General features: G+C 45.4%; 17 protein-coding genes. 12 read left to right on the top strand and 5 right to left on the bottom strand.

Annotated elements, in window-relative coordinates:
* Window positions 1-31 precede the first annotated feature (31 nt).
* Complete coding sequence (locus KD145_RS30990) at window positions 32-1324, bottom strand: hypothetical protein (RefSeq protein ID WP_212003662.1); 1293 nt, start codon at window positions 1322-1324, stop codon at window positions 32-34.
* A 443-nt stretch (window positions 1325-1767) separates the two neighbouring features.
* Window positions 1768-2001 carry an acyl carrier protein gene (locus KD145_RS30985; protein ID WP_212003661.1) on the bottom strand — a complete coding sequence of 78 codons (234 nt, stop codon included), beginning with the start codon at window positions 1999-2001 and terminating at the stop codon, window positions 1768-1770.
* Between the two features lie 233 nt (window positions 2002-2234).
* On the opposite strand from KD145_RS30985, the gene KD145_RS30980 reads away from it, so the two are divergent.
* Window positions 2235-3077 carry an alpha/beta hydrolase gene (locus tag KD145_RS30980; RefSeq protein WP_212003660.1) on the top strand — a complete coding sequence of 281 codons (843 nt, stop codon included), beginning with the start codon at window positions 2235-2237 and terminating at the stop codon, window positions 3075-3077.
* Window positions 3078-3212: 135 nt separating this feature from the next.
* Here KD145_RS30980 and KD145_RS30975 read toward each other — a convergent pair whose 3' ends face one another.
* The 3 genes from KD145_RS30975 to KD145_RS30965 all read right to left on the bottom strand — a co-directional run bounded on the left by KD145_RS30975 (window position 3213) and on the right by KD145_RS30965 (window position 5545).
* On the bottom strand, window positions 3213-3878 hold the full coding sequence (locus KD145_RS30975) for a thioesterase domain-containing protein (RefSeq protein ID WP_212003659.1): 666 nt from the start codon (window positions 3876-3878) through the stop codon (window positions 3213-3215).
* Between the two features lie 341 nt (window positions 3879-4219).
* Window positions 4220-5185 (bottom strand): phosphatidylinositol-specific phospholipase C, encoded by a 966-nt coding sequence (locus tag KD145_RS30970; RefSeq protein ID WP_212003658.1) that lies wholly within the window; start codon window positions 5183-5185, stop codon window positions 4220-4222.
* Between the two features lie 93 nt (window positions 5186-5278).
* Window positions 5279-5545, bottom strand: a complete 267-nt coding sequence (locus tag KD145_RS30965) for a hypothetical protein (protein WP_212003657.1) — start codon at window positions 5543-5545, stop codon at window positions 5279-5281.
* Between the two features lie 217 nt (window positions 5546-5762).
* Between KD145_RS30965 and KD145_RS30960 the strand changes: the two genes are divergently transcribed.
* From KD145_RS30960 to KD145_RS30910, 11 genes are all read left to right on the top strand, one after another.
* A complete protein-coding gene (locus tag KD145_RS30960; RefSeq protein ID WP_212003656.1) occupies window positions 5763-6965 on the top strand; it encodes an acyltransferase in 1203 nt (400 codons plus the stop codon).
* A 223-nt stretch (window positions 6966-7188) separates the two neighbouring features.
* Window positions 7189-8391 (top strand): acyltransferase, encoded by a 1203-nt coding sequence (locus tag KD145_RS30955; protein WP_212003655.1) that lies wholly within the window; start codon window positions 7189-7191, stop codon window positions 8389-8391.
* 93 nt (window positions 8392-8484) lie between these two features.
* Window positions 8485-9243, top strand: coding sequence for a polysaccharide biosynthesis/export family protein (locus tag KD145_RS30950; protein WP_212003654.1), 759 nt, complete (start codon window positions 8485-8487; stop codon window positions 9241-9243).
* 6 nt (window positions 9244-9249) lie between these two features.
* Complete coding sequence (locus KD145_RS30945; protein WP_212003653.1) at window positions 9250-11613, top strand: polysaccharide biosynthesis tyrosine autokinase; 2364 nt, start codon at window positions 9250-9252, stop codon at window positions 11611-11613.
* Window positions 11606-12955: a flippase gene (locus KD145_RS30940; RefSeq protein WP_212003652.1), complete on the top strand. Its 1350-nt coding sequence runs from the start codon at window positions 11606-11608 to the stop codon at window positions 12953-12955. Before KD145_RS30945 ends, KD145_RS30940 begins: the two co-directional genes overlap by 8 nt.
* Window positions 12948-13658, top strand: a complete 711-nt coding sequence (locus KD145_RS30935; RefSeq protein WP_212003651.1) for an FkbM family methyltransferase — start codon at window positions 12948-12950, stop codon at window positions 13656-13658. The genes KD145_RS30940 and KD145_RS30935 overlap by 8 nt, the downstream gene beginning before the upstream one ends.
* Window positions 13655-14569: a glycosyltransferase family 2 protein gene (locus tag KD145_RS30930; protein WP_212003650.1), complete on the top strand. Its 915-nt coding sequence runs from the start codon at window positions 13655-13657 to the stop codon at window positions 14567-14569. The genes KD145_RS30935 and KD145_RS30930 overlap by 4 nt, the downstream gene beginning before the upstream one ends.
* A 17-nt stretch (window positions 14570-14586) precedes the next feature.
* A complete protein-coding gene (locus KD145_RS30925) occupies window positions 14587-16023 on the top strand; it encodes a hypothetical protein (RefSeq protein ID WP_212003649.1) in 1437 nt (478 codons plus the stop codon).
* A 6-nt stretch (window positions 16024-16029) separates the two neighbouring features.
* Complete coding sequence (locus KD145_RS30920) at window positions 16030-17145, top strand: glycosyltransferase family 1 protein (protein ID WP_212003648.1); 1116 nt, start codon at window positions 16030-16032, stop codon at window positions 17143-17145.
* Complete coding sequence (locus KD145_RS30915) at window positions 17129-17866, top strand: FkbM family methyltransferase (RefSeq protein ID WP_212003647.1); 738 nt, start codon at window positions 17129-17131, stop codon at window positions 17864-17866. Before KD145_RS30920 ends, KD145_RS30915 begins: the two co-directional genes overlap by 17 nt.
* A 43-nt stretch (window positions 17867-17909) precedes the next feature.
* A complete protein-coding gene (locus KD145_RS30910; protein WP_212003646.1) occupies window positions 17910-19307 on the top strand; it encodes an undecaprenyl-phosphate glucose phosphotransferase in 1398 nt (465 codons plus the stop codon).

The raw sequence follows: 19307 nt of genomic DNA, 5'->3' as shown, positions 1-19307 counted from the left end.
CAGTTCATATCCTCCACCCAATCTACACATATCACCGCACATCTTTCAGATTAACATCCACTTTATCTCCATCTTTCCGGATGGTAACCTTCGATTCTATTTCAGCAGTTACTCCCGTTGCTGCATTGGCGGATTTATAATTAGCATTAGATGACAGAACCGCTCCACTCGGATGCATCAAATACGAGGTCCCTGCATAATATTGGTAAGAATACCGGTGTGTATACCCAAAGGATGTAAATAATATATACTCTCCAGGCATCAGGTTCGTAAATTCAAAATGCCCTTTGTCATCATATATTGTTGTTTTCTTAATACAAGCTGCAACGTTAGGATCGATTGGTACCTCGGGCAACTTTTTGCCTTTCTTTATTTTTCTGTTCACTTCTTTCCATTCTTCGATATACGCTGAATTGGGAAGAATGGATACAACAGTACCTTTGGGGGCATATTGTGCTTTATTGATGTTAACTACCGTTACACCTCTGCCGTGATCTCTTGCAAATGCGGTACCTACAATGACACTATTCCCGTTCTCTAATTTTTTCAAATTTTCTTCTTTGTTAAACTTGCTTTCTATTGGCTGGTAATCCAATTCCTCATTCACGCAAATTTCTGTTGTTCCTCCACCCACAGGCATCTCTCTTTGCCAAATCCTGTGATCTTTTTTATCTATGATATACGTGTAAACTGCACCCGAGGACTCTTCCAGTACACTCACAAGCCAGCTTTCGTGATTGCCGGTTTTAGGCGAGCGTTGTACGTAGCTTTTTACATCTTTTATAATGTAATTTGATAATACACTATCAGGACTATCACCATAGTAAAATTCCGGTATTACAGCCTTATAACCCACATCCAAAGGCAATGCTGTAAAAAGAATTTCTGCCACATTAAAATCAACAAATTTTCCGGTTGGCTTTATTGTTATTTGCTTATCCTTATCGCCATTCAAATAATGATATTTACCTGTAACAGTATTTCCGAAATTAAGATCAAGTGAGTTTTTTAATCCTTCAGACTTATAGCTAACAGGGCTTAGTGTTTTTGCATCAGTTATAGAAGTTCTTTTTCTGAACCATTTTTCATTTTCATCTTTGTAGTCGGCTACAAATTTCAACTCATTCCCCGAAACTGTTATTTCATTTGTAAAAATTCCCTTTTTTGTCCAGGTTTCACCTTTTACATAATAGATCGTGAACAATGATTTTCCAGGTTTCAAACGAGCGGTGTTAACGTCTGGGTTTCCGGGTAAAACAGTTTTCTGTGCGAAGCTGGCGAATGGCAATAGCAGCAGCAACATTGATTTCAATGGAATTTGCATACAGTACTTATTTTCTTATCAAATTAACGCCTATCTAAATCCTTTTCCTATCGCTGTGATTTTTTCGAAGGCATTTGAGATATGGCTGATTTCGTGAATTTATTGTGAAAAGTAGTTTAATAGCCCTTTAAAAAAATAGGGGCAAAAGTAATCACTTTTACATTACTTTAAAACAAAGAAGTGAATATTTATGCTGTAAATGTTCTTAAAAAACGTTAGCCATCCATTCATTTTTAATAGATTATTTATAAGCAGACTAGATAATTATACACCCTTTCCGACTTAGCAAAAAAGCCCACAGATATAATATCTATGAGCTTTTACTTTTTTTGCCGGCATCTGTCTACCATTCAGAGAGCAAATCTCTCTTGCAGAACACCGTGCCGGTTGTCTATCACTTATGCAGCACAGAGGAGATCGCCTGTCTTAGTATCTGGTATGGCTCACTTAGCCTTACTTTCAATATAATCTACGATCTCACCGATTGTATTGCTGGTGGACATTCCGTCCATGTCTGCTATCCCAAACTGCTGTTGCAATCTGGATGAAAGCTGAACTGCCAGAATAGAAGTCATTCCCAGGTCTTCCAAAGATTGATCAGCATTGATAGCATCTTCAGGAATACCAATGGAACTGCTGATTGCATTAATTACTGTTGATTCAATAGGTTGTTTCATACGCTATGGTTTTTTAAGGTAAAACTGTTGATCTCAGGGTTAATTCCCCAAAGAACTGATTAAAAATAACGTCTTTTATTATAAATGGTTCAAAGCCATTTACGGATTTACATCTGTACAGGTGCAAAGGAGCGCTAGTCCGAATCGAGTCGTTCTGAATTAAAAACGAAAGACTTATGAATGTAAAAATTCTTAAGTCTTTTGTTTCTTAAGAGACTAAACCGCCTGCCTATGTGTCTTTAACCTTAAAAGTTGAAGTGATTGAACATTTTTTCGGTAATATCGCAAACCAAAAAGGGGGCATAATGCCAACATTAACAAAAAAGATAAGGAATTCTATGGTGCAAAGTGTGAAAGTGATTTTTTTTGTTTTATTAATGTTCAGCAGCTTATCAGGGGCTTCCCAAGCCCCAATGGAAACGGCTAAAGAACAAAAGACTATTTATTTTTTTAGTGGTATGGGGGCAGATTCAAGTGTATTTAAGAACCTGAAACTTCCCGGTTACCATAAGGTTTACATCTCCTGGATTCCGGCACTGCCAGATGAATCAATAACAGAATATGCAGGAAGAATAAAAAGCCAGATCACGGCCCCGAATCCATATTTAATCGGGCTTTCTTTTGGGGGGATAGTGGCCGTGGAAGTATCCAAGCAAATAGCGGTAGAAAAAATGGTATTGATCTCTTCGGTCAGAAAAAAGGAAGACCTGAACAAAGTGCAATTTTTTTTCATGAGACTGGGCTTATATCGAATCATTCCCGGTGTATTGTTAAGACGTACCAACTTTCTCACCAATAGTTATTTTGGCGCCCGATCCCAAAAAGATAAGAAAGAATTAAAGAAATTGTTACAAAATACAGATATCTCTTTCTTTCGCTGGGCATTAAAAAGCATTGCTCATTGGGATAATATAGAATCGCCTGAGCGAACGATTCAGATACATGGAACAGCCGACAGGGTTATCGCCAGCAGACTTGTGCATCCTGATTATCGCATTAAAGGTGGAGGACATCTCATGGTTTTTAATAAAGCAGATACGATTAGTAAAATCATCAGGCACTACTTTCGTGATTAATTCCGCTCCTGATTTATTTCGACGGTTATTTCCGGCGCTATCCGTTCCCGGAGAAACAAAAAAGCCTTACTACTCAATGCTGTAAGGCTTTTTGTCCTTGTCCTTATTTGAGACGAATGGTCAGAACTTTCCGGATTATTTACTTAGTTGCTCCAGTATACCTTTGATAATAGCAGCATTGAGTTCCAGGTTTTCCGGTTCAGTAATCATCTTTTCGTGTTTGCCAAGACCTTCGTAAATGCGGAAGGCTCCGGTTGTAGCATCATCCCAGCGATAGTCCGCATCCGCTCTCTTTTCCCCGCTTTTCAACAGGTAAATGTCAGCATCTATTATTCCTTCATTTACCATACGGCTGTGATACTGCGAATAGGCATATGCTTCATCCACCATTCCGGCTTTCAGTTCTTCTTCAACACCTGATAACTGTTGCATCAATACATCTGTCATTATCATTATCATTATCATTATCATTTCCAGTTCCTGTTTGCTGATCCCTTCATCCTCAGCCTTACGTATAATCCTTACCGAATCAATCAATATCAAAGCAGATACACGATGCCCGGCGGCAGTTAATGCTTTGGCAACTTCAAATGCGAGGTTTCCACCAATAGAATCCCCCATCAGGATATACGGACCGCTTTTCTGCAATTGGGTGATCAACTCCACGTACTTGTTAAACCTTTCGGTATCATCAATATAACCGAAGCTATACATGGAATGAGATGTGACCGACCGGGATAATCCGGCATAAACAATACCCTGGGCATAAGCAGGCGGGAACATCATGACGCCTTGTTCCATGCTGGAATTCAATAGCGCAACATGTCTGGATACCGGGAGATCATCCTGCTCACGCGCCAATAGGACTGTTGCGAGATCCTGCAAAACAGGGTATCTGAATATATCTGCCGGGGCAACGCCCCTGTTGGATATGACCTGTTTTCCGTGTATTGATAAATCAATGCAGAGATGGAGGCCTCCGTAGGGCCGTAGGCGTTATAGAAATCAACATAGTTACTCCATTGCTCAGCCAGTTCAGCGGCTACAAGAAAAAAAATTGCAATAAAATCGCAATAACTGCATAAAAAAATCCTCCATCTTCCCGGCGGAAGATGGAGGATTTTTTTATGCAGTTATTGTAATTAGAAATTAGTATTGATGATAAGTGTATTTCTATCGGCTGTGGCAAAATCCATGGGGAGAATTCCAACCCTGCCATGGGTATTGCTGGTGAAGTAGCTGTTCACCTGCGGGTTGATGGTGTTGGAAACGCTGGTGATACTTGGAATACCAAATATCAGTGGTTTGTATCCGCTGGTAAAATTGATGTACAAGGTAGATGGATTACCTGATTGGGCTTCTGTAAACAGATTGCCAATGTTGGTCCATTTAACATTGTTATCCGGCACCTGGTACTGATCCTGCACCCGGAGACTGGCGTTCGCGTTATTGATGGAGAAGGTGGTGTTATCGGCCCAGTTGGTCGCATCAATGCCTTTAGGTGTGTTGGAAGCACCAAATCTTCTGAGCAGCACAATTTTACCTCTTACCTGTCCGAGGTTGGGAACACTGGCAGCCAGGTACCATTTTGATGGTTGTAATTGAGTATAGCTGTCAAATGTTTGCTCGAATGATCTGGTATTGTTGCTGGGGTTGTATTCTTCCTTCACACTCATCACGATGGTTTCGCCGGGATTGCTGGCCAGGAAGGCGTAGCAGGCGTTCAGCACATCTGTGAAGTTCATGTTTTGATAGATGCTTCCATGATGGATGGCAAAGGCATTATCAATATGACGGCATCTGATATCCAGGAATCTTGTGCCGGCATCCAGTTGCTGGGCAATGGTAAGGTCCTGGCATTTGGCGGTACCGCCAATAGGCTCAAAACGAGCACCGCTGTCGTGTGTTCCGGGGATAGAGAGCGTAGTCAGATTGGTATTGTCGGAGAGGCTGCTCATCCAGCCATTCAGCGCAACAGCAAGGGTACCGATACCTGGTTTGCTGGTGGACAGGGTTTGAATAGATGGAGCGGAGCTGTCCAGCATTTCTTTTTTACAGCCAAAGATAGCACAGGTGGCAAGTGCCAGGAAAAGGGTCTTTTTCTTCATAGTAATAGTTTATCTAAAGTGAACAAATCATCCCGGATTTTAACTATCCGGATATATGAATTAATGATTTGGTAACAATAACAGCCAGGGCTTTTATCGGGAGGTACCACACTGCGCTGCATGGTGGGCTGCAAAAGCATCCTGTGTATAGGGAGGTTCCATTTTAAAACGATATACATGAACAACCTGTTCATACTCCGATGACAGATCGTATAAGGTCATCGTATAATCGCCGTGTTCGTCGGCCCAGTCGTATTGCAATACTTGCTGAAGTAATATTTCAACTTCCGGTATGGAGCTGCAAACAGCGGTATAGAGTATCGCCTCCTGGGGGCCTCTGAAGTCAATCCTGTATTTCATGCTCGCATATTGGGATTCAAAAATGTTCAATACGTCCACAGGTATCATTATTCTAATATAAGCATTCTTTTCTTTATGGCACACGTGGCTTATTCATTTTATTCACTCTTAAAAATATTGACCATTCTATTCAGTTAAATAACGCTCGTTATCACATCCAAATTCTTGCTAACTTCCGGATATCAGCCTATAATGCGTAACCTCACAATCCTATTTCATGATGGAAGTCCGTCCCTCCACTGTCCCGCACTATTTTCACAGTCTCAATATCCTCAGGTGTATTGCGGCTATTGCTGTTGTATTGTTTCATTGGCAAAAGTTTTTCTACCCTGATGACGTATTTGTCCCTGGTGGAGAGAAAGACACCGCGTTACCCTTATATTCCTATCTATCCTTCTTTTACACCTATAGTTCGTTATCTATAGATATTTTCTTCCAGCTTTCCGGCTTTATTTTCTTCTGGTTATATTCAACCCAAATCGCAGGCGGGAAAACTGATTTTAAAAAGTTCGCCATCTACCGTTTATCAAGGCTCTATCCGCTTCATCTGGTTGCACTGGTTTCAGTAGTGGTTTTACAGCTACTCATGCTACAACGTATGGGACACTATTTTGTCATTCAATACAACGACGCCTACCACTTTTTTCTCCATCTGCTCTTTATACAGAACTGGGGTGTCGAGGCAGGCACTTCCTGGAATGCGCCTTCCTGGTCTACATCTGTGGAAATACTCATGTACATCCTTTTCTTCCTCATTTGCAGATTTAAATGGCATACCAATAAATCCCTTCTGTTACTACTAATGCTCGCAGGTGCGGCTTTACAACACCTCGGCCTGCTGATCGGGAAAGGAGTTTTTTCATTTTTCCTCGGTGGCTTTTTATACTATATATTCACCTATATCCTGCAACAAAACGAAAACAAAAAATATCTTAAAATATTAGGAACACTAACTATTATACTTTGGATACCGGTAATTACATCTCACCTTTACCCTATCCAGGAACGGATATGGAACTACGTTAACGGATCGCTCCGTCCTCACATCAGCCCTGACCAATCCGCTGCCCAATACGAAATTGTCAGAAATTTCCTATTCAGGGTTACGGTAGCTCCCTGTACTATCCTCTCTGTTTTACTACTGGAAACTGTCAGAGGACAGTTTCACCGCTGGTGGGGGGTAGTTGGCAACTGCAGTTATGCGTTTTATCTATTGCATTTCCCCTTACAAATTGCTGCAGTACTGATCCTGCACCAATTCCATCTCGACCGGAACCTGCTTCATTCTCCGTGGGTAATGCTTCTTTTTCTGAGTGTGCTGAGTCTAATGAGCCTCGCTGTTTACTACTATTTTGAACGGCCGGCCCAGGACAAGATCAGACAAACTGCCGTTCCCAGGAAAAGCGTAGTGGCATCCTGACCAGTATTTGATCCCCGAAAAAATATAAATAATATGGATGCAGGTATCATTATCCCGATACCTGCATCTTTCTTTACGGCACACACTGCTTATTCATTTTGTTCATCCTTCTTAATACTGATTATTCCATTCAACTATACAACAGCTCATCATCACATCCAAATTCTTGCTAACTTCCTGACAATTGGAAACCACTATTGTTTTTACCTCTAATCATATTTTTATGATGGAAACCCGCCCCCCTACTATCCCATCTTATTTCCACAGTCTGGATGCTTTCAGGGGCATTGCTGCTATCATTGTAGTATTATTTCACTGGCAGGTATTCTTCTATCCCGGTGACGCATTTGTACCCGACGGAGAACTGAATCCCCAACTTCCGTTCTACTCCTACCTATCCCTGTTTTATACACATGGTATGCTTTCAGTAGATATCTTCTTCCAGCTATCGGGTTTTATCTTCTTCTGGTTATATTCAAATGCTATCGCCAACACTAAAATCAGTTTTAAAAAGTTTTCCATCTACCGCATATCGAGGCTGTATCCGCTTCACCTGGTAACACTGATAGCCGTGGCTATATTGCAGTCGATCATGTACCTGCGAATGGGACACTATTTTTTTATCCAATACAACGACACCTATCACTTTTTCCTCAACTTACTCTTTATACAAAACTGGGGCGTTGAAGTAGGCCCCTCGTTCAATGCGCCTACCTGGTCCGTATCAGTGGAGATATTCCTGTACCTGCTCTTCTTCCTCATCTGTAAACTGAAATGGCACACCAACAAAATGCTCCTGCTGCTCATGATTCCCGCAGGCGCTTTAATGCAACACTTTGGACTATTGATCGGAAAAGGAGTCTTTTCCTTTTTCCTGGGTTCTCTTCTGTACTATACCTACTCCTATATCCTGAAAAAAAACAAAGCCAGACAATATTTTAAAATAATAGGATTCCTAACCATTATCATCTGGACACTTACCATCATATCCTACTATCAACCTATCCCCCAGCAGATATGGAGCTACGGAATCACCCGGTTCCTTCCCAACATCAGCCCGGAGAAATCCGTTGACACCTACGAGGTGGTCAGGAACCTCCTGTTCAGGGTTACCGTAGCCCCCTGTACTATCCTTTCATTGGTATTACTGGAAACCGTCAGAGGACAGCTACACCGTCGCTGGGCTTTACTGGGCAACTGCAGCTATGCGATCTATCTGTTGCATTTCCCCATGCAGATTGCCACGGTGCTGCTCATGCAACAATTTAATCTTGATAGGCATCTGCTGCTCTCTCCATGGGCAATGATCCTGTTTGTGAGTACAGTATTCCTGCTGAGCATAGCCGTTTTCTATTATTTTGAACAGCCCGCCCAGGACAAAATCAGACAAGCCACCCTTTCCCGGAAAAGTGTCCTGGCATCCTGAAAAAGATATTTATGCCACAGTGAAAAGCACTGGCTGGCTCTTGTATATAAGTCACAATTGAATCAGTAGTTATCATTTAAAAGTATCAGGTGTATGCAGTCATTCCGAATTATCCTGCTGGTCCTGTCCGTTTATCTGGCAGGATGCACCGGCAGCAGGAAAATTACTTATTTCAACGACATTGCCGCCAAAACCGGCACTGATTCCCTTGAAAAATGCCCTCAACTGAGGGTCCAGCCGGGAGACGTATTGCAGATCAATGTCAGTACGCCGGACAGGGATGTCAGCCAACTCTTCAACCCGAATCTCGTCAGTCCTCCGAACTCCTCGGGAACAGGCATAGACCAGGGATATCTGGTAGACAGCACCGGCTATATCAGTCTTCCCATCGCCGGAAAACTGTATGTCAGGGATAAAACCACCACGGCCATTAATGAAGAGGTGACCGCTGAACTGTCCAAAACACTCAGAAACGTGTATGTCTCTACCCGCATGGTCAACTTCAAGGTCTCGGTACTGGGAGATGTAGCCCACCCCGGGTCCTTCAGGATCGGCGCTGAAAGAGCCTCCATCCTGGATGCCCTCAGCATGGCCGGAGACATGAACCCCAGCGCTGTCCGGAAAGATGTAATGGTCATCCGTGAAATAGATGGCGTGAAGTATTACACCACGCTGGACCTCAACAGCAGCAAAACATTGAGATCACCTTATTATTATCTGGCCAATAACGATGTGATATATATCAAACCCGGCCCGGGTAAGGAGCTTGGCAACTCGCGCATTCTACCTTTACTACCGGTCATACTCAGCGTTATTTCACTGGCCACCACCATTGTATTACTCAGTAAATAAAACACCATGGCAAAGCTCAAAGTAATACACAACAAACCGGCTGCTCTCGACATCAGCGACCTGCTCAGAAAAATGCTTTTTCACTGGCCTTTATACCTGCTGGCCATCCTGTTGGCCTTAGGTGCAGGATCTGCTTTTATCCGGTATATACCAGCCTCCTACATGTCCTCGGCACGTCTGTATCTGAAGGACGAAAAGAAAAATGGCGGAGAGGAAACAGATATCCTCAAGTCGCTCTCCCTGCTTGGCAGCGGTAAAAACATGGAAAACGAAATGGAGCTGCTGCATTCTCCCATCCTGCTCCAAAGGGTCATCAGCAGCAATCATTTTAATGTCCGGTATTTCACAAAACAGCATCTGCAGAACAAGGAATGGTACCCCCAGGCCCCCATCATGATCAAAGTACTGAGTGACAGTTCACGCACCGGTAACTACACCTTTGATATAACCCCCTACCACCAACACTACTATGTTACAGCATATATCGGCAAAGCCAAACAAGCGGTACATTTCCTCGTGGCGCCCAACAGACCCTTTAAAGCAGGAAAAGACATCTTCGCCCTGGTTACCAACAAACGCATCCCGCTTGCTTCATCAACGCCCTACCACATCCGGGTGGACTCCACAATAGAAATGTCCTATAAGTCAGTAGCCAATATCACCACCGCCCTGGTAAACCGGGACGCCACCGTGATCATGATTACCTATAAGGACCCTGTTGCCCGGCGAAGCGCGGATTTTCTCAACGCCCTGCTGGACGAATACAATGAATATACCCTCAGCGATAAAAACAAAGCCGGCGTTAAAACCATCAACTTCCTCAATACCCGGCTGGACTCCCTGAAAGATGAACTCAGCCTGCTGGAACAAGAGGAAGAACGGTTTAAGGTGGAACGTGGTATCACCGATATTGACGCCAGCTCCAAACTGGCCCTGGAACAGGTAAAAGATGCAGATATCAAACTCAGTGAAGCCAATCTGCAATTGTCGGTGATGGACGAAGTGGAACGATATATCAACAACCCCGAAAATCAAGCTCCCTTTGCCCCGGTGACCGGCACAGTAGACCAGACCCTTACCGGTATGATCAACCGCTACGAAGAAGCACTCCAGGCACAGCGCAAACTGACCCTCTCCCTGCAACCATCCAGCTTCCTGATGGAAAACCTGGACGCTCAGGTGAAGGCAGCCAGAAACACTATCCGCAGCTATATCAGCGGGTACCGCCGCAATGCCGATGTAGCACAGCAGGCCACACAGAAAAAAGTAAACAGCATACAGGACCAGATCGCCAATATTCCCTCCTACGCCCGGGAATATATTAATATCAAAAGACAACAAAGCGTGAAGGAAAACCTTTACCTCTATCTGCTGAAGAAAAAGGAAGAAACCGCCGTCACCAACGCCAGCAATGTAATCGACAACAAAGTAATCTCACCGGCCTTTGTACCGGAGAAACCGGTTTACCCCAAAAGGTCAACAGTGTACATCGTTGTCGTGGTACTAACACTGATTGCCGTGAGCACATATGTATACATCAAATATTTCCTCAATCCGCGGATAATCAGCCGGAAAGAAATCGAGCAGATATTCAATCTGCCTGTCAGTGCTGAGATCTTCCAGCAAACAGAAGGAATACGCGACTTCTCCCTCAGTAGCCACTCAGTGCTCACCGAACAGATTTTTAACCTCCGCACCAACCTGCGCTTCCTGCTGGCAGATCATAAAGGTACTGCCACTGTGATGGTTACTTCCAGCATTTCCGGAGAAGGCAAAACATTTCTGTCGGCACATCTGGCCAATTCACTGACAGTGAACAATAAGAAGGTGGTCATCCTGGAAATGGACCTGCGCAAACCCAAACTGTCCCACTTCCTGGGGCTGGACCATGAAACCGGCATCACCAATTATCTCGTGGGCAACAAATCAATGGAAGATATCATCCGGTCGGTGCCCGACGCAAACAACCTGTTCCTTGTTTCTTCCGGCCCTATCCCACCTAACCCGATAGAGCTGATAGAAAGCCCGCGTATGGCCGCTTTGCTCGCAGAACTCAAAAACAGGTTCGACTATATCATCATCGATACTTCACCGGTAGGTATTGTTTCGGATGCCAAGAGCATTGCACAATATGTAGACTGTACACTGTTTGCCATCCGTTACAACTACACCCAGAAAGTGAAGCTGATAGCGGTGGAAGAAAACATTAAAGAGAATATTTTCAAGAAGAAAGGGATCGTTTTTAATGGTATTGTTCAGGACACCTTCTACCCTTACTACTATTACGGCAAATATGCCTACAACGAGAAGAAACGCCGTAAGGGTAGCTGGACCTCCATTTTCAAAAAAACAGCGAAAAGAATTGCGTAAAGTATTTGAAAATAGCAGCTGGCTGCTGATGGATAAAATCAGCAAGCTCTTTCCGGGCATACTGGTGCTGGCCCTGTTGGCCAGGCACCTGGGACCCCGCATATTCGGCATATGGAATTATACCATTGCCTTCAGCGCTATCATGGGCAGTATCGCCATATTGGGGATGGACAAGCTGGCCATAAAGGAACTGATGGCCAGTGAAACAGAGCAGGCCCGTATTGTGAGTACTATTGCTTTTATGCGGCTGATGGCTGCCCTGGCATGCATGCTCCTCTGCATCTTCCTCGTTCATCTGCTGGACCCGGACCCGGTGTATCTGCTCTGCATCATCTTTTCATCCTTTACGATGCTGTTTCAGTCGTTTGATGTGATGGATGCCTTTTATCAGGTAAACAACAGTCTGAAGACCGTGATCGTACCCAAAGTGACGGTATTCCTGCTCTTTTGTGCCCTCAAATGCCTGGCTATTTTTTATGGCGCGTCGCTGCTCACTTTCCTCTGGCTCTCATTGCTGGAGCTGGCTGTTACCTACGCCTGGATACTGGGCCGGTATAGTCTGCAGTTTACGTCACTATCACTCAAACAGGTGAACTTCCGCATGGCCCGGCGGCTGTTGGGCGAAAGCTGGGTACTCATCATGGCCAACCTGCTGGTAGTACTGTTTATGAAGGTTGATAATGTACTGCTAAACATATTGAGCACTCCGGAGGAACTGGGCAATTATGTAGTGGCCGTGCGTATTTCAGAACTCTGGAACGCTCTCCCTACTGTAGTGTCTATGGCCATGCTTCCGATGTTGTTCCGGAAAAAACAGGAAGATCAACAGGCTTATCTGCAAACACTGGGCAGATGGCTGCGGGCCTCCTGTCTGATCAGCCTTCTGCTGGCGGCGGTGATCAGCCTGTCGGCCGGAATGCTCATTCACCTGCTGTATGGCTCCGCCTACGCCACAGCAGCCGGCATCCTCCGGATCCATATCTGGTCTGTTATTCCGGTATTCCTGATGATGGCGATGGTACAATACCTTTTTGTAGAAGGGAAATACAAATTGTATCTGTATGGCAATATGGTCAGCCTGGCCCTGAACATCACCATCAACCTCCTGATGATACCTCATATGGGCGGTAAGGGTGCTGCCATTGCCACAGTGGTGGCCTATTTCGGAGTCTACCTCATGATGGTGGCATTGGACGGCAGTGGAAAGGCGTGGTTACTGACCCGCGAAATGATATACCCTGCCAGGATATACGCTGATATAACAGATTTCAGCCATGCCCTGCGCAAGTCATGGAACAGCTATTTGTTTACCAATTCACATAAATCAATCCCCAATGAATAATGTGAAAAATATTACCAGAAAAATCGTCTCCTCCCTCTTTCCGCGCATCCGCTACAGTGTGAGGGCCTACAGCTCGGAAGGGGAAGACCTTATCCTCAAACGTATTTTCGAAAAAAAGAAAAAAGGTGTTTATGTAGATATTGGCGCCCATCACCCCTTCCGTTTTTCCAACACTTACCTGTTTTACAAAAGAAACTGGCGGGGAATCAATATTGATCCGCTTCCCGGCACGCAGGCATTGTTCAACAAATACCGGCCTAAAGACGTCAATCTGGAGATGGGCGTTTCCGGTGTTCCGCAGGAGCTTACCTACGCGATCTTTAACGAACCGGCGCTGAATACCTTTTCTGCAGAAAAGGTGCTGGAATACACCCAGGAATCCTGCTACCAGGTGATTGAACGGAAAAAGGTGGAAACCCGCCCGTTAGCCGATATACTCGACCACTACCTGGCCCCCGGCACTTCCATCGATTTTATCACCATCGATGCAGAAGGAATGGACCTGGAAGTACTCCGCTCCAACAACTGGAATAAATACCGGCCTTTCTATGTGCTGGTGGAATCACAGCCATTTGAGCTGGAAAAGGAAGGCGACAGCGAATTGCTCTGCTTCATGCGGGAAATGGGGTACAGCATTTTTGCCAAAACCTATTACACTTATTTCTTCCGGAACAACCGGTTAAAAGGTAATGAATGGTCATGATGAACACACCGGTTTTACTATTGGTATTCAACCGGCCTGACAAGGTGCGGCAGCTGATGCCCCATCTGCGTCGGCAAAGGCCGGCACGACTGTTTGTGGCGGCAGACGGGCCACGGCCCGACCGGCCTGCAGAAGCGCTCTTCTGTGAAGAAACCCGGCAGGCCGTGCTATCAGCCATCGACTGGCCCTGCGAAGTGAAGACACTCTTCCGCCACTACAATCTTGGCTGCGGAAAAGCTGTCAGCAGTGCTGTCTCCTGGTTCTTTGAACAGGCGGAAGAAGGTATCATCCTGGAAGATGACTGCCTTCCGGACCCTACTTTTTTTTCTTTCTGTACTGCGATGTTACAGCGTTACCGCCATGATCCGGCCGTGATGCACATCAATGGCAGCAACTTCCAGTTTGGTAAACACCGGGGGCACGCCTCCTACTATTACTCCCGCTTTGCCCATATATGGGGATGGGCTTCCTGGCAAAGGGCATGGCAACAGTATGACTTTACCCTGGAACGTTACCAGGGTCTTTCTACTGAAGGCTTAAGCACTACCCTGAAGCATGATATGAAAGCGATACTGCGGCAACAGCTCGACACCTGGGACGTACAATGGTTTCTGACCGTATGGTTCAACAAAGGCTGGACCATCACCCCCAACCTGAGCCTGGTACGAAATACCGGTTACGGCACTGCCTCTACCCATACCATGCGGGAACCGGGATGGTTTAAAAAAATTGTATACGGCCAGCTGCCCGATATCACTCATCCGGAACAACGTATACTGGATGAAGCAGCAGACCACTACGCTGCATCAGTGATGTTTTCGCCCAGCCGCCTGTATACTACCGTCCGGAAAGTGATTAAAAGCAATCCAGCATTATTCAGGTTATATCAGCAGTTAATGCTTAAAAAGTGAAATGAAAAAATAAGAAAATGGAACCCATCTACATGGACGTTCGAAGCCACTATCTTTTTGTGGAAATTTTCAGGGAAAGTATGCCCCTGGCGGTTGCTATGTTCCTGCTTAATGCCTATTACCGGAAGCGTATCAATATCGTTGAGATGTTGTTGTATGCCTTTGCTAGCGAGGCATATACTATGATGACTATTGGCCCTACCTTCAATGCATCCTTTTTTATTTCCCTCTTTTTCACCATCGACCAGTGTTATCAGGTATTATCCGGCCGTCAGTCTATCCGGCGGGAATACCTGTTCGTACTGGTGTTTCCGCTTTTCTCCCAGATACTGGTGATGATGCTGACACAGTTATATGAAGATCCCTTCGGCATTCAGGGTAACGCCACCAGTTATTATATCCGGCCGCTCTATTTCTATATGAAAAACTATATCCCGCTGCTGGCCATCGGCGCCAGGATCATAAAGGAAAGGGACACGATCTCTTTTGAACAGTTGCTGGCCACCATGAAAAAAATTGCTTTGTTTTCTTCCGCCCTGGGCGCTATACAACTGTTTGTACAGGTAGTATTAAAGAACAACATGTTGGGCGAACTACTCGGGTTGCAACAAAGATATATGCTGGAAGACATCAACGGCCTCATGGGCGTAAGGATACAAGCGCTGTTTGGTGAACCTAAGGTTTTCTGCGCCTTCATTTCACTGACCCTTCCTGTTTTCCTGCGTGACCGTGAATACAAATCTGCGTTCTGGGTTTTTCTTATGGCGGTACAAACTTCATCTCAGACATTTTGGATCAATTTGTTCACTGCGCTTATCGTATTTGTACTGCTGAAGCCCTTTTATCGTGTGCGCTTCAAGATACTCGCCAGCCTGAGTCTGATCATTGGTATGTTTCTGCTCATTGCCAGCGCCAAAGACTTTTTAATACAATATTATATGGAGAACCGCGACCAGGCTATTTCCCGTATGCTACTGGAACGTTCGGTCAGCAGATATGATACCCAATACTGGCAGGAAGACAACCAGGTGCTGGGCATTCCGCTTCAGCGGGACATGGAGCTGCCGGTGGTGGATTTTCTGAAAGACCATCCATATCTCCTATTGACAGGTTATGGCCCTGGTAACAGTACTTTTATCCCCTCCCAGTATTTTTCGGGGCAGATAAGGTATATGAACTCCATGGATGGTGTGGGTGGTCACAACCTGAATATGCGTTGGTTTTACATCCTGGCAGAATTTGGCATATTCGGGCTGATATTTTTCTTTCTGCTGCTGACACGGGTCGAGAAAGAGATACCACTATTCCAACGTAATTATCTGGTATATGTAGCCGTATGCTTTTTTTTCAGCCAGATAGACCTGTTTCTTCTGATCATGGCGCTGTTAGGTCAGGCCGTACCGGAGGAGGAGGAAGAAGAAAAAGAACAGGTACATCAGCCACTATTAACCTGAGGAAAAATGAGAGTATACCTGGACAATATTGTTTTTACGATTCAGCGGGCCGGAGGTGTTTCGGCCTACTGGTACGAGTTATTGAAAGGTGTATGCCATAGCGGGCTTTCCGTTCATTTACTGAATGCGGGCATGGCTCCGGACAATGTATTTGAACAACAGATGGCTTATCAGCGCTGGCCCAACATTCGGGAAAGTATGCTACCAGCGGGTCTGCTGCGTTATCTGCCGCTCCGGTACCGGTTGCCCGCCCGCGCTGTTTTTCATGGAGGATATTTACGAGTATCTCCGCAAAAAAATGTGCTGAACATCCTCACTGTACATGATTTTGCACATGAGCGGAAATTGTCCAGCGCCTTTCCCAGGAGCCTTGTCAATATCCGGCAGAAAGCTTATGGTATCCGCAAAGCAGATGGTATCATCTGTATCTCTGACAGCACAAGGCAGGAGCTGCTGCATTTTTACCCGCAAACAGATCCCGGGAAAATCAGGGTGATCCATCATGGCATCAGCGATGATTTTTTTCCGCATACGCCTGCTCACCCACCCGGACTGCCGGCACTGCTGACACAGAAACCATTTGTGTTGTACGTGGGAGGACGTAACCACTACAAAAACTTTCAGACCGCTGTAGCGACTATTGCCCTGCTTCCCCGCGAATACCGGCTGATAGCCGTTGGTGGTGGTTCTGCCAGCCGCCCGGAAATACAGCTTTTACAGCAACGCATACCCGGCCGGTATCAGCTGTTGCCCGTTGTCAGCAATCAGGAGCTCAATTATCTGTATAATCAGGCTTTCTGTTTGTTGTACCCATCTATATACGAAGGTTTTGGTTTTCCGCCGGGAGAAGCCATGAAAGCCGGTTGCCCGGTAGTAGGCAGTAACCGGACTTCTGTCCCCGAAGTAGTAGGCGATGCCGGTCTGCTGGCTGAAATGCCCCATGCAGAAACATTTGCGGCCTGCATACGCCAGCTGGAGTCTGGTCCACTCCGGCAACAGCTGATTCAAAAAGGATACCGGCAGGCCAGTCTTTTTTCCTGGAAAACCACCATCGCGGAAACGATCCGCTTTTATCACCATTGCTGGAACCATAAATTTTCCGAAGATGAATATCCTGTTTAAAATGGCAGATGCTGCCAGAGTGATGATCCGGTCGGGAAGAGGCCCCGGCGCTTTTCTGCAGGGAGGAGCTTCTGTGGCCTCCACACAGCTCGTTTATAACTGCAGTCACTATATCCGAACGTTGCATACCGTACTGGACGTGGGAGCCAATATAGGCCAGTTTGCCCTGGCTATTGCACACCGCTATCCACAGGCACATGTTTATTCCTTTGAACCGGTACCGGCCACCTACCGGCAGCTACAGCAACACACCAGAAAGGTACCGGCTATCCGTACCTTCAATTTTGCACTGGGCAGCAGCGAAGGTGCCCTGGAATTTTACAGCAACGAATACTCCCACGCCAGCTCAGCATTACAAGTATCTCCTGAACAGATACAGCTGCAACCCCAGACAGCCCGCACCCATAAAATGACAGTGCCGGTAACACAGCTAGATCACCTTCAGGACCTTGTACTGAAAAGCCCCACCCTGCTAAAACTCGACGTACAGGGCTTTGAACAGGAAGTACTGCGTGGCGCAACCGTTACCCTGCAGCAAATAGACTACCTGCTGTTTGAAACCTCCTTCATACCGATGTACAGCGGCGAACCGCTCTTCGATGAAATGCACCATTTTGTAAAATCGCTTGGCTTTGATTTTATAGCCCCCGTAGGATTTCTTCAGTCGGACAATTTGCAGATTCTGCAAATGGACCTGTTATACCAACGAAGAGACAGATAGTAAATGAACCGATATTTTTTAAACAGATTATGCATTCGTGATTATGAAAACCCTTGTTAATGTGCCGTTATTGCTTAGGCAACTCATTGATTGCCTGGTGCTCACCATTGCCTATCTACTTGCACACCAGACCGTTTGCCTCCTCCAGCATGTGCCCCATTACCCCGTGAACATCACCGTGCTGTGTATCAGCATCATCACCTGGGTAGCTACTGGGCTTCACCTTCACCTGTATGAGGACTTCCGCTCCCGTCCATTCTCCTATGAATTTATGGCACTCATTAAAACACTGCTGCTGCATGTTTGTATCCTGACTTTTACCTTGTTTTATTTCTTTAAAATGTTCTACTCTCCGAGATCATTCGTCGGCATATATTCAGGTTACATCTTCATTAGTATGATGTTCTCCAAAATCCTGATCAAAAAGCTCTTCCTTCGGATCAGGATGAAAGGATATAACATGAAAAATATCCTGATCATAGGTGCCGGAGAAACCGCCGTACACTTTCACAATACCATTGCTGCCAACGACCACTTTGGCTATCAATGTATCGGTTTTGTAGACAATGAACCCAATCATACGCTCAACGGCAAATACCTGGGACCTCTTTCTGCACTGGGGCATATTCTGGAAAACCATGAGATAGATGATGTAGTACTGGCCATCCCTGAAAGCAGCCGGGAAGAAACAGAAAATATTATCGTCACCAGCGAAAAAGCCGCCAAACGCGTGAAGATCATTGCCAACTGTTATAAGCATTGTACTTCCACGGTGAGTATGAGCCTGTTTGGACACTTTCCCGTGATCACCATCCGCTCCTCTCCGCTGGATCACACAGGTAATCAGCAATTCAAGCGGTTGTTTGACATCTGTTTCACGCTGTTTATGCTCATCACCTTCTCCTGGCTGTTTGCGCTGATTGCCATTCTGATAAAAATTACCTCCCGCGGTCCTGTTATCTATAAGCAGGAAAGATGGGGACTGAAAAACAAAAAACTAACCTTATATAAGTTCAGGACTATGAAGATGAACAGTGAATACGACAGTAATGGCATATTCAGGCCCACCCTGCGCAATGATCCGCGGGTAACACTTATCGGCAAATTCCTGCGTCGTACGAACCTCGACGAGCTACCGCAGTTTTTTAATGTGCTGAAAGGTGACATGTCTTTTGTAGGCCCCCGACCCTATGTAACGCCGCATCACCTGGAGCTGAAAAGAACCATACAGCACTATATGCTGCGCCATCTGGTAAAACCAGGTATCACCGGTTGGGCACAGGTTAATGGCTGCCGGGGTGAAGGCGACCGTATAGACCAATGGCAGAAACGCATCTATATGGACAACTGGTACATTGAAAACTACAGCTTCTGGCTCGATTGCCAGATCGTATTCCAGACGATCGTCAATATGGTGAAAGGAGATAAAAATGCCTACTGA

This window comes from Chitinophaga sp. HK235, from assembly GCF_018255755.1.
GTDB lineage: Bacteria > Bacteroidota > Bacteroidia > Chitinophagales > Chitinophagaceae > Chitinophaga.
The sequence above is the reverse complement of the archived record's forward strand: the minus strand, read 5'-3'. Positions and strand labels throughout refer to the sequence as shown.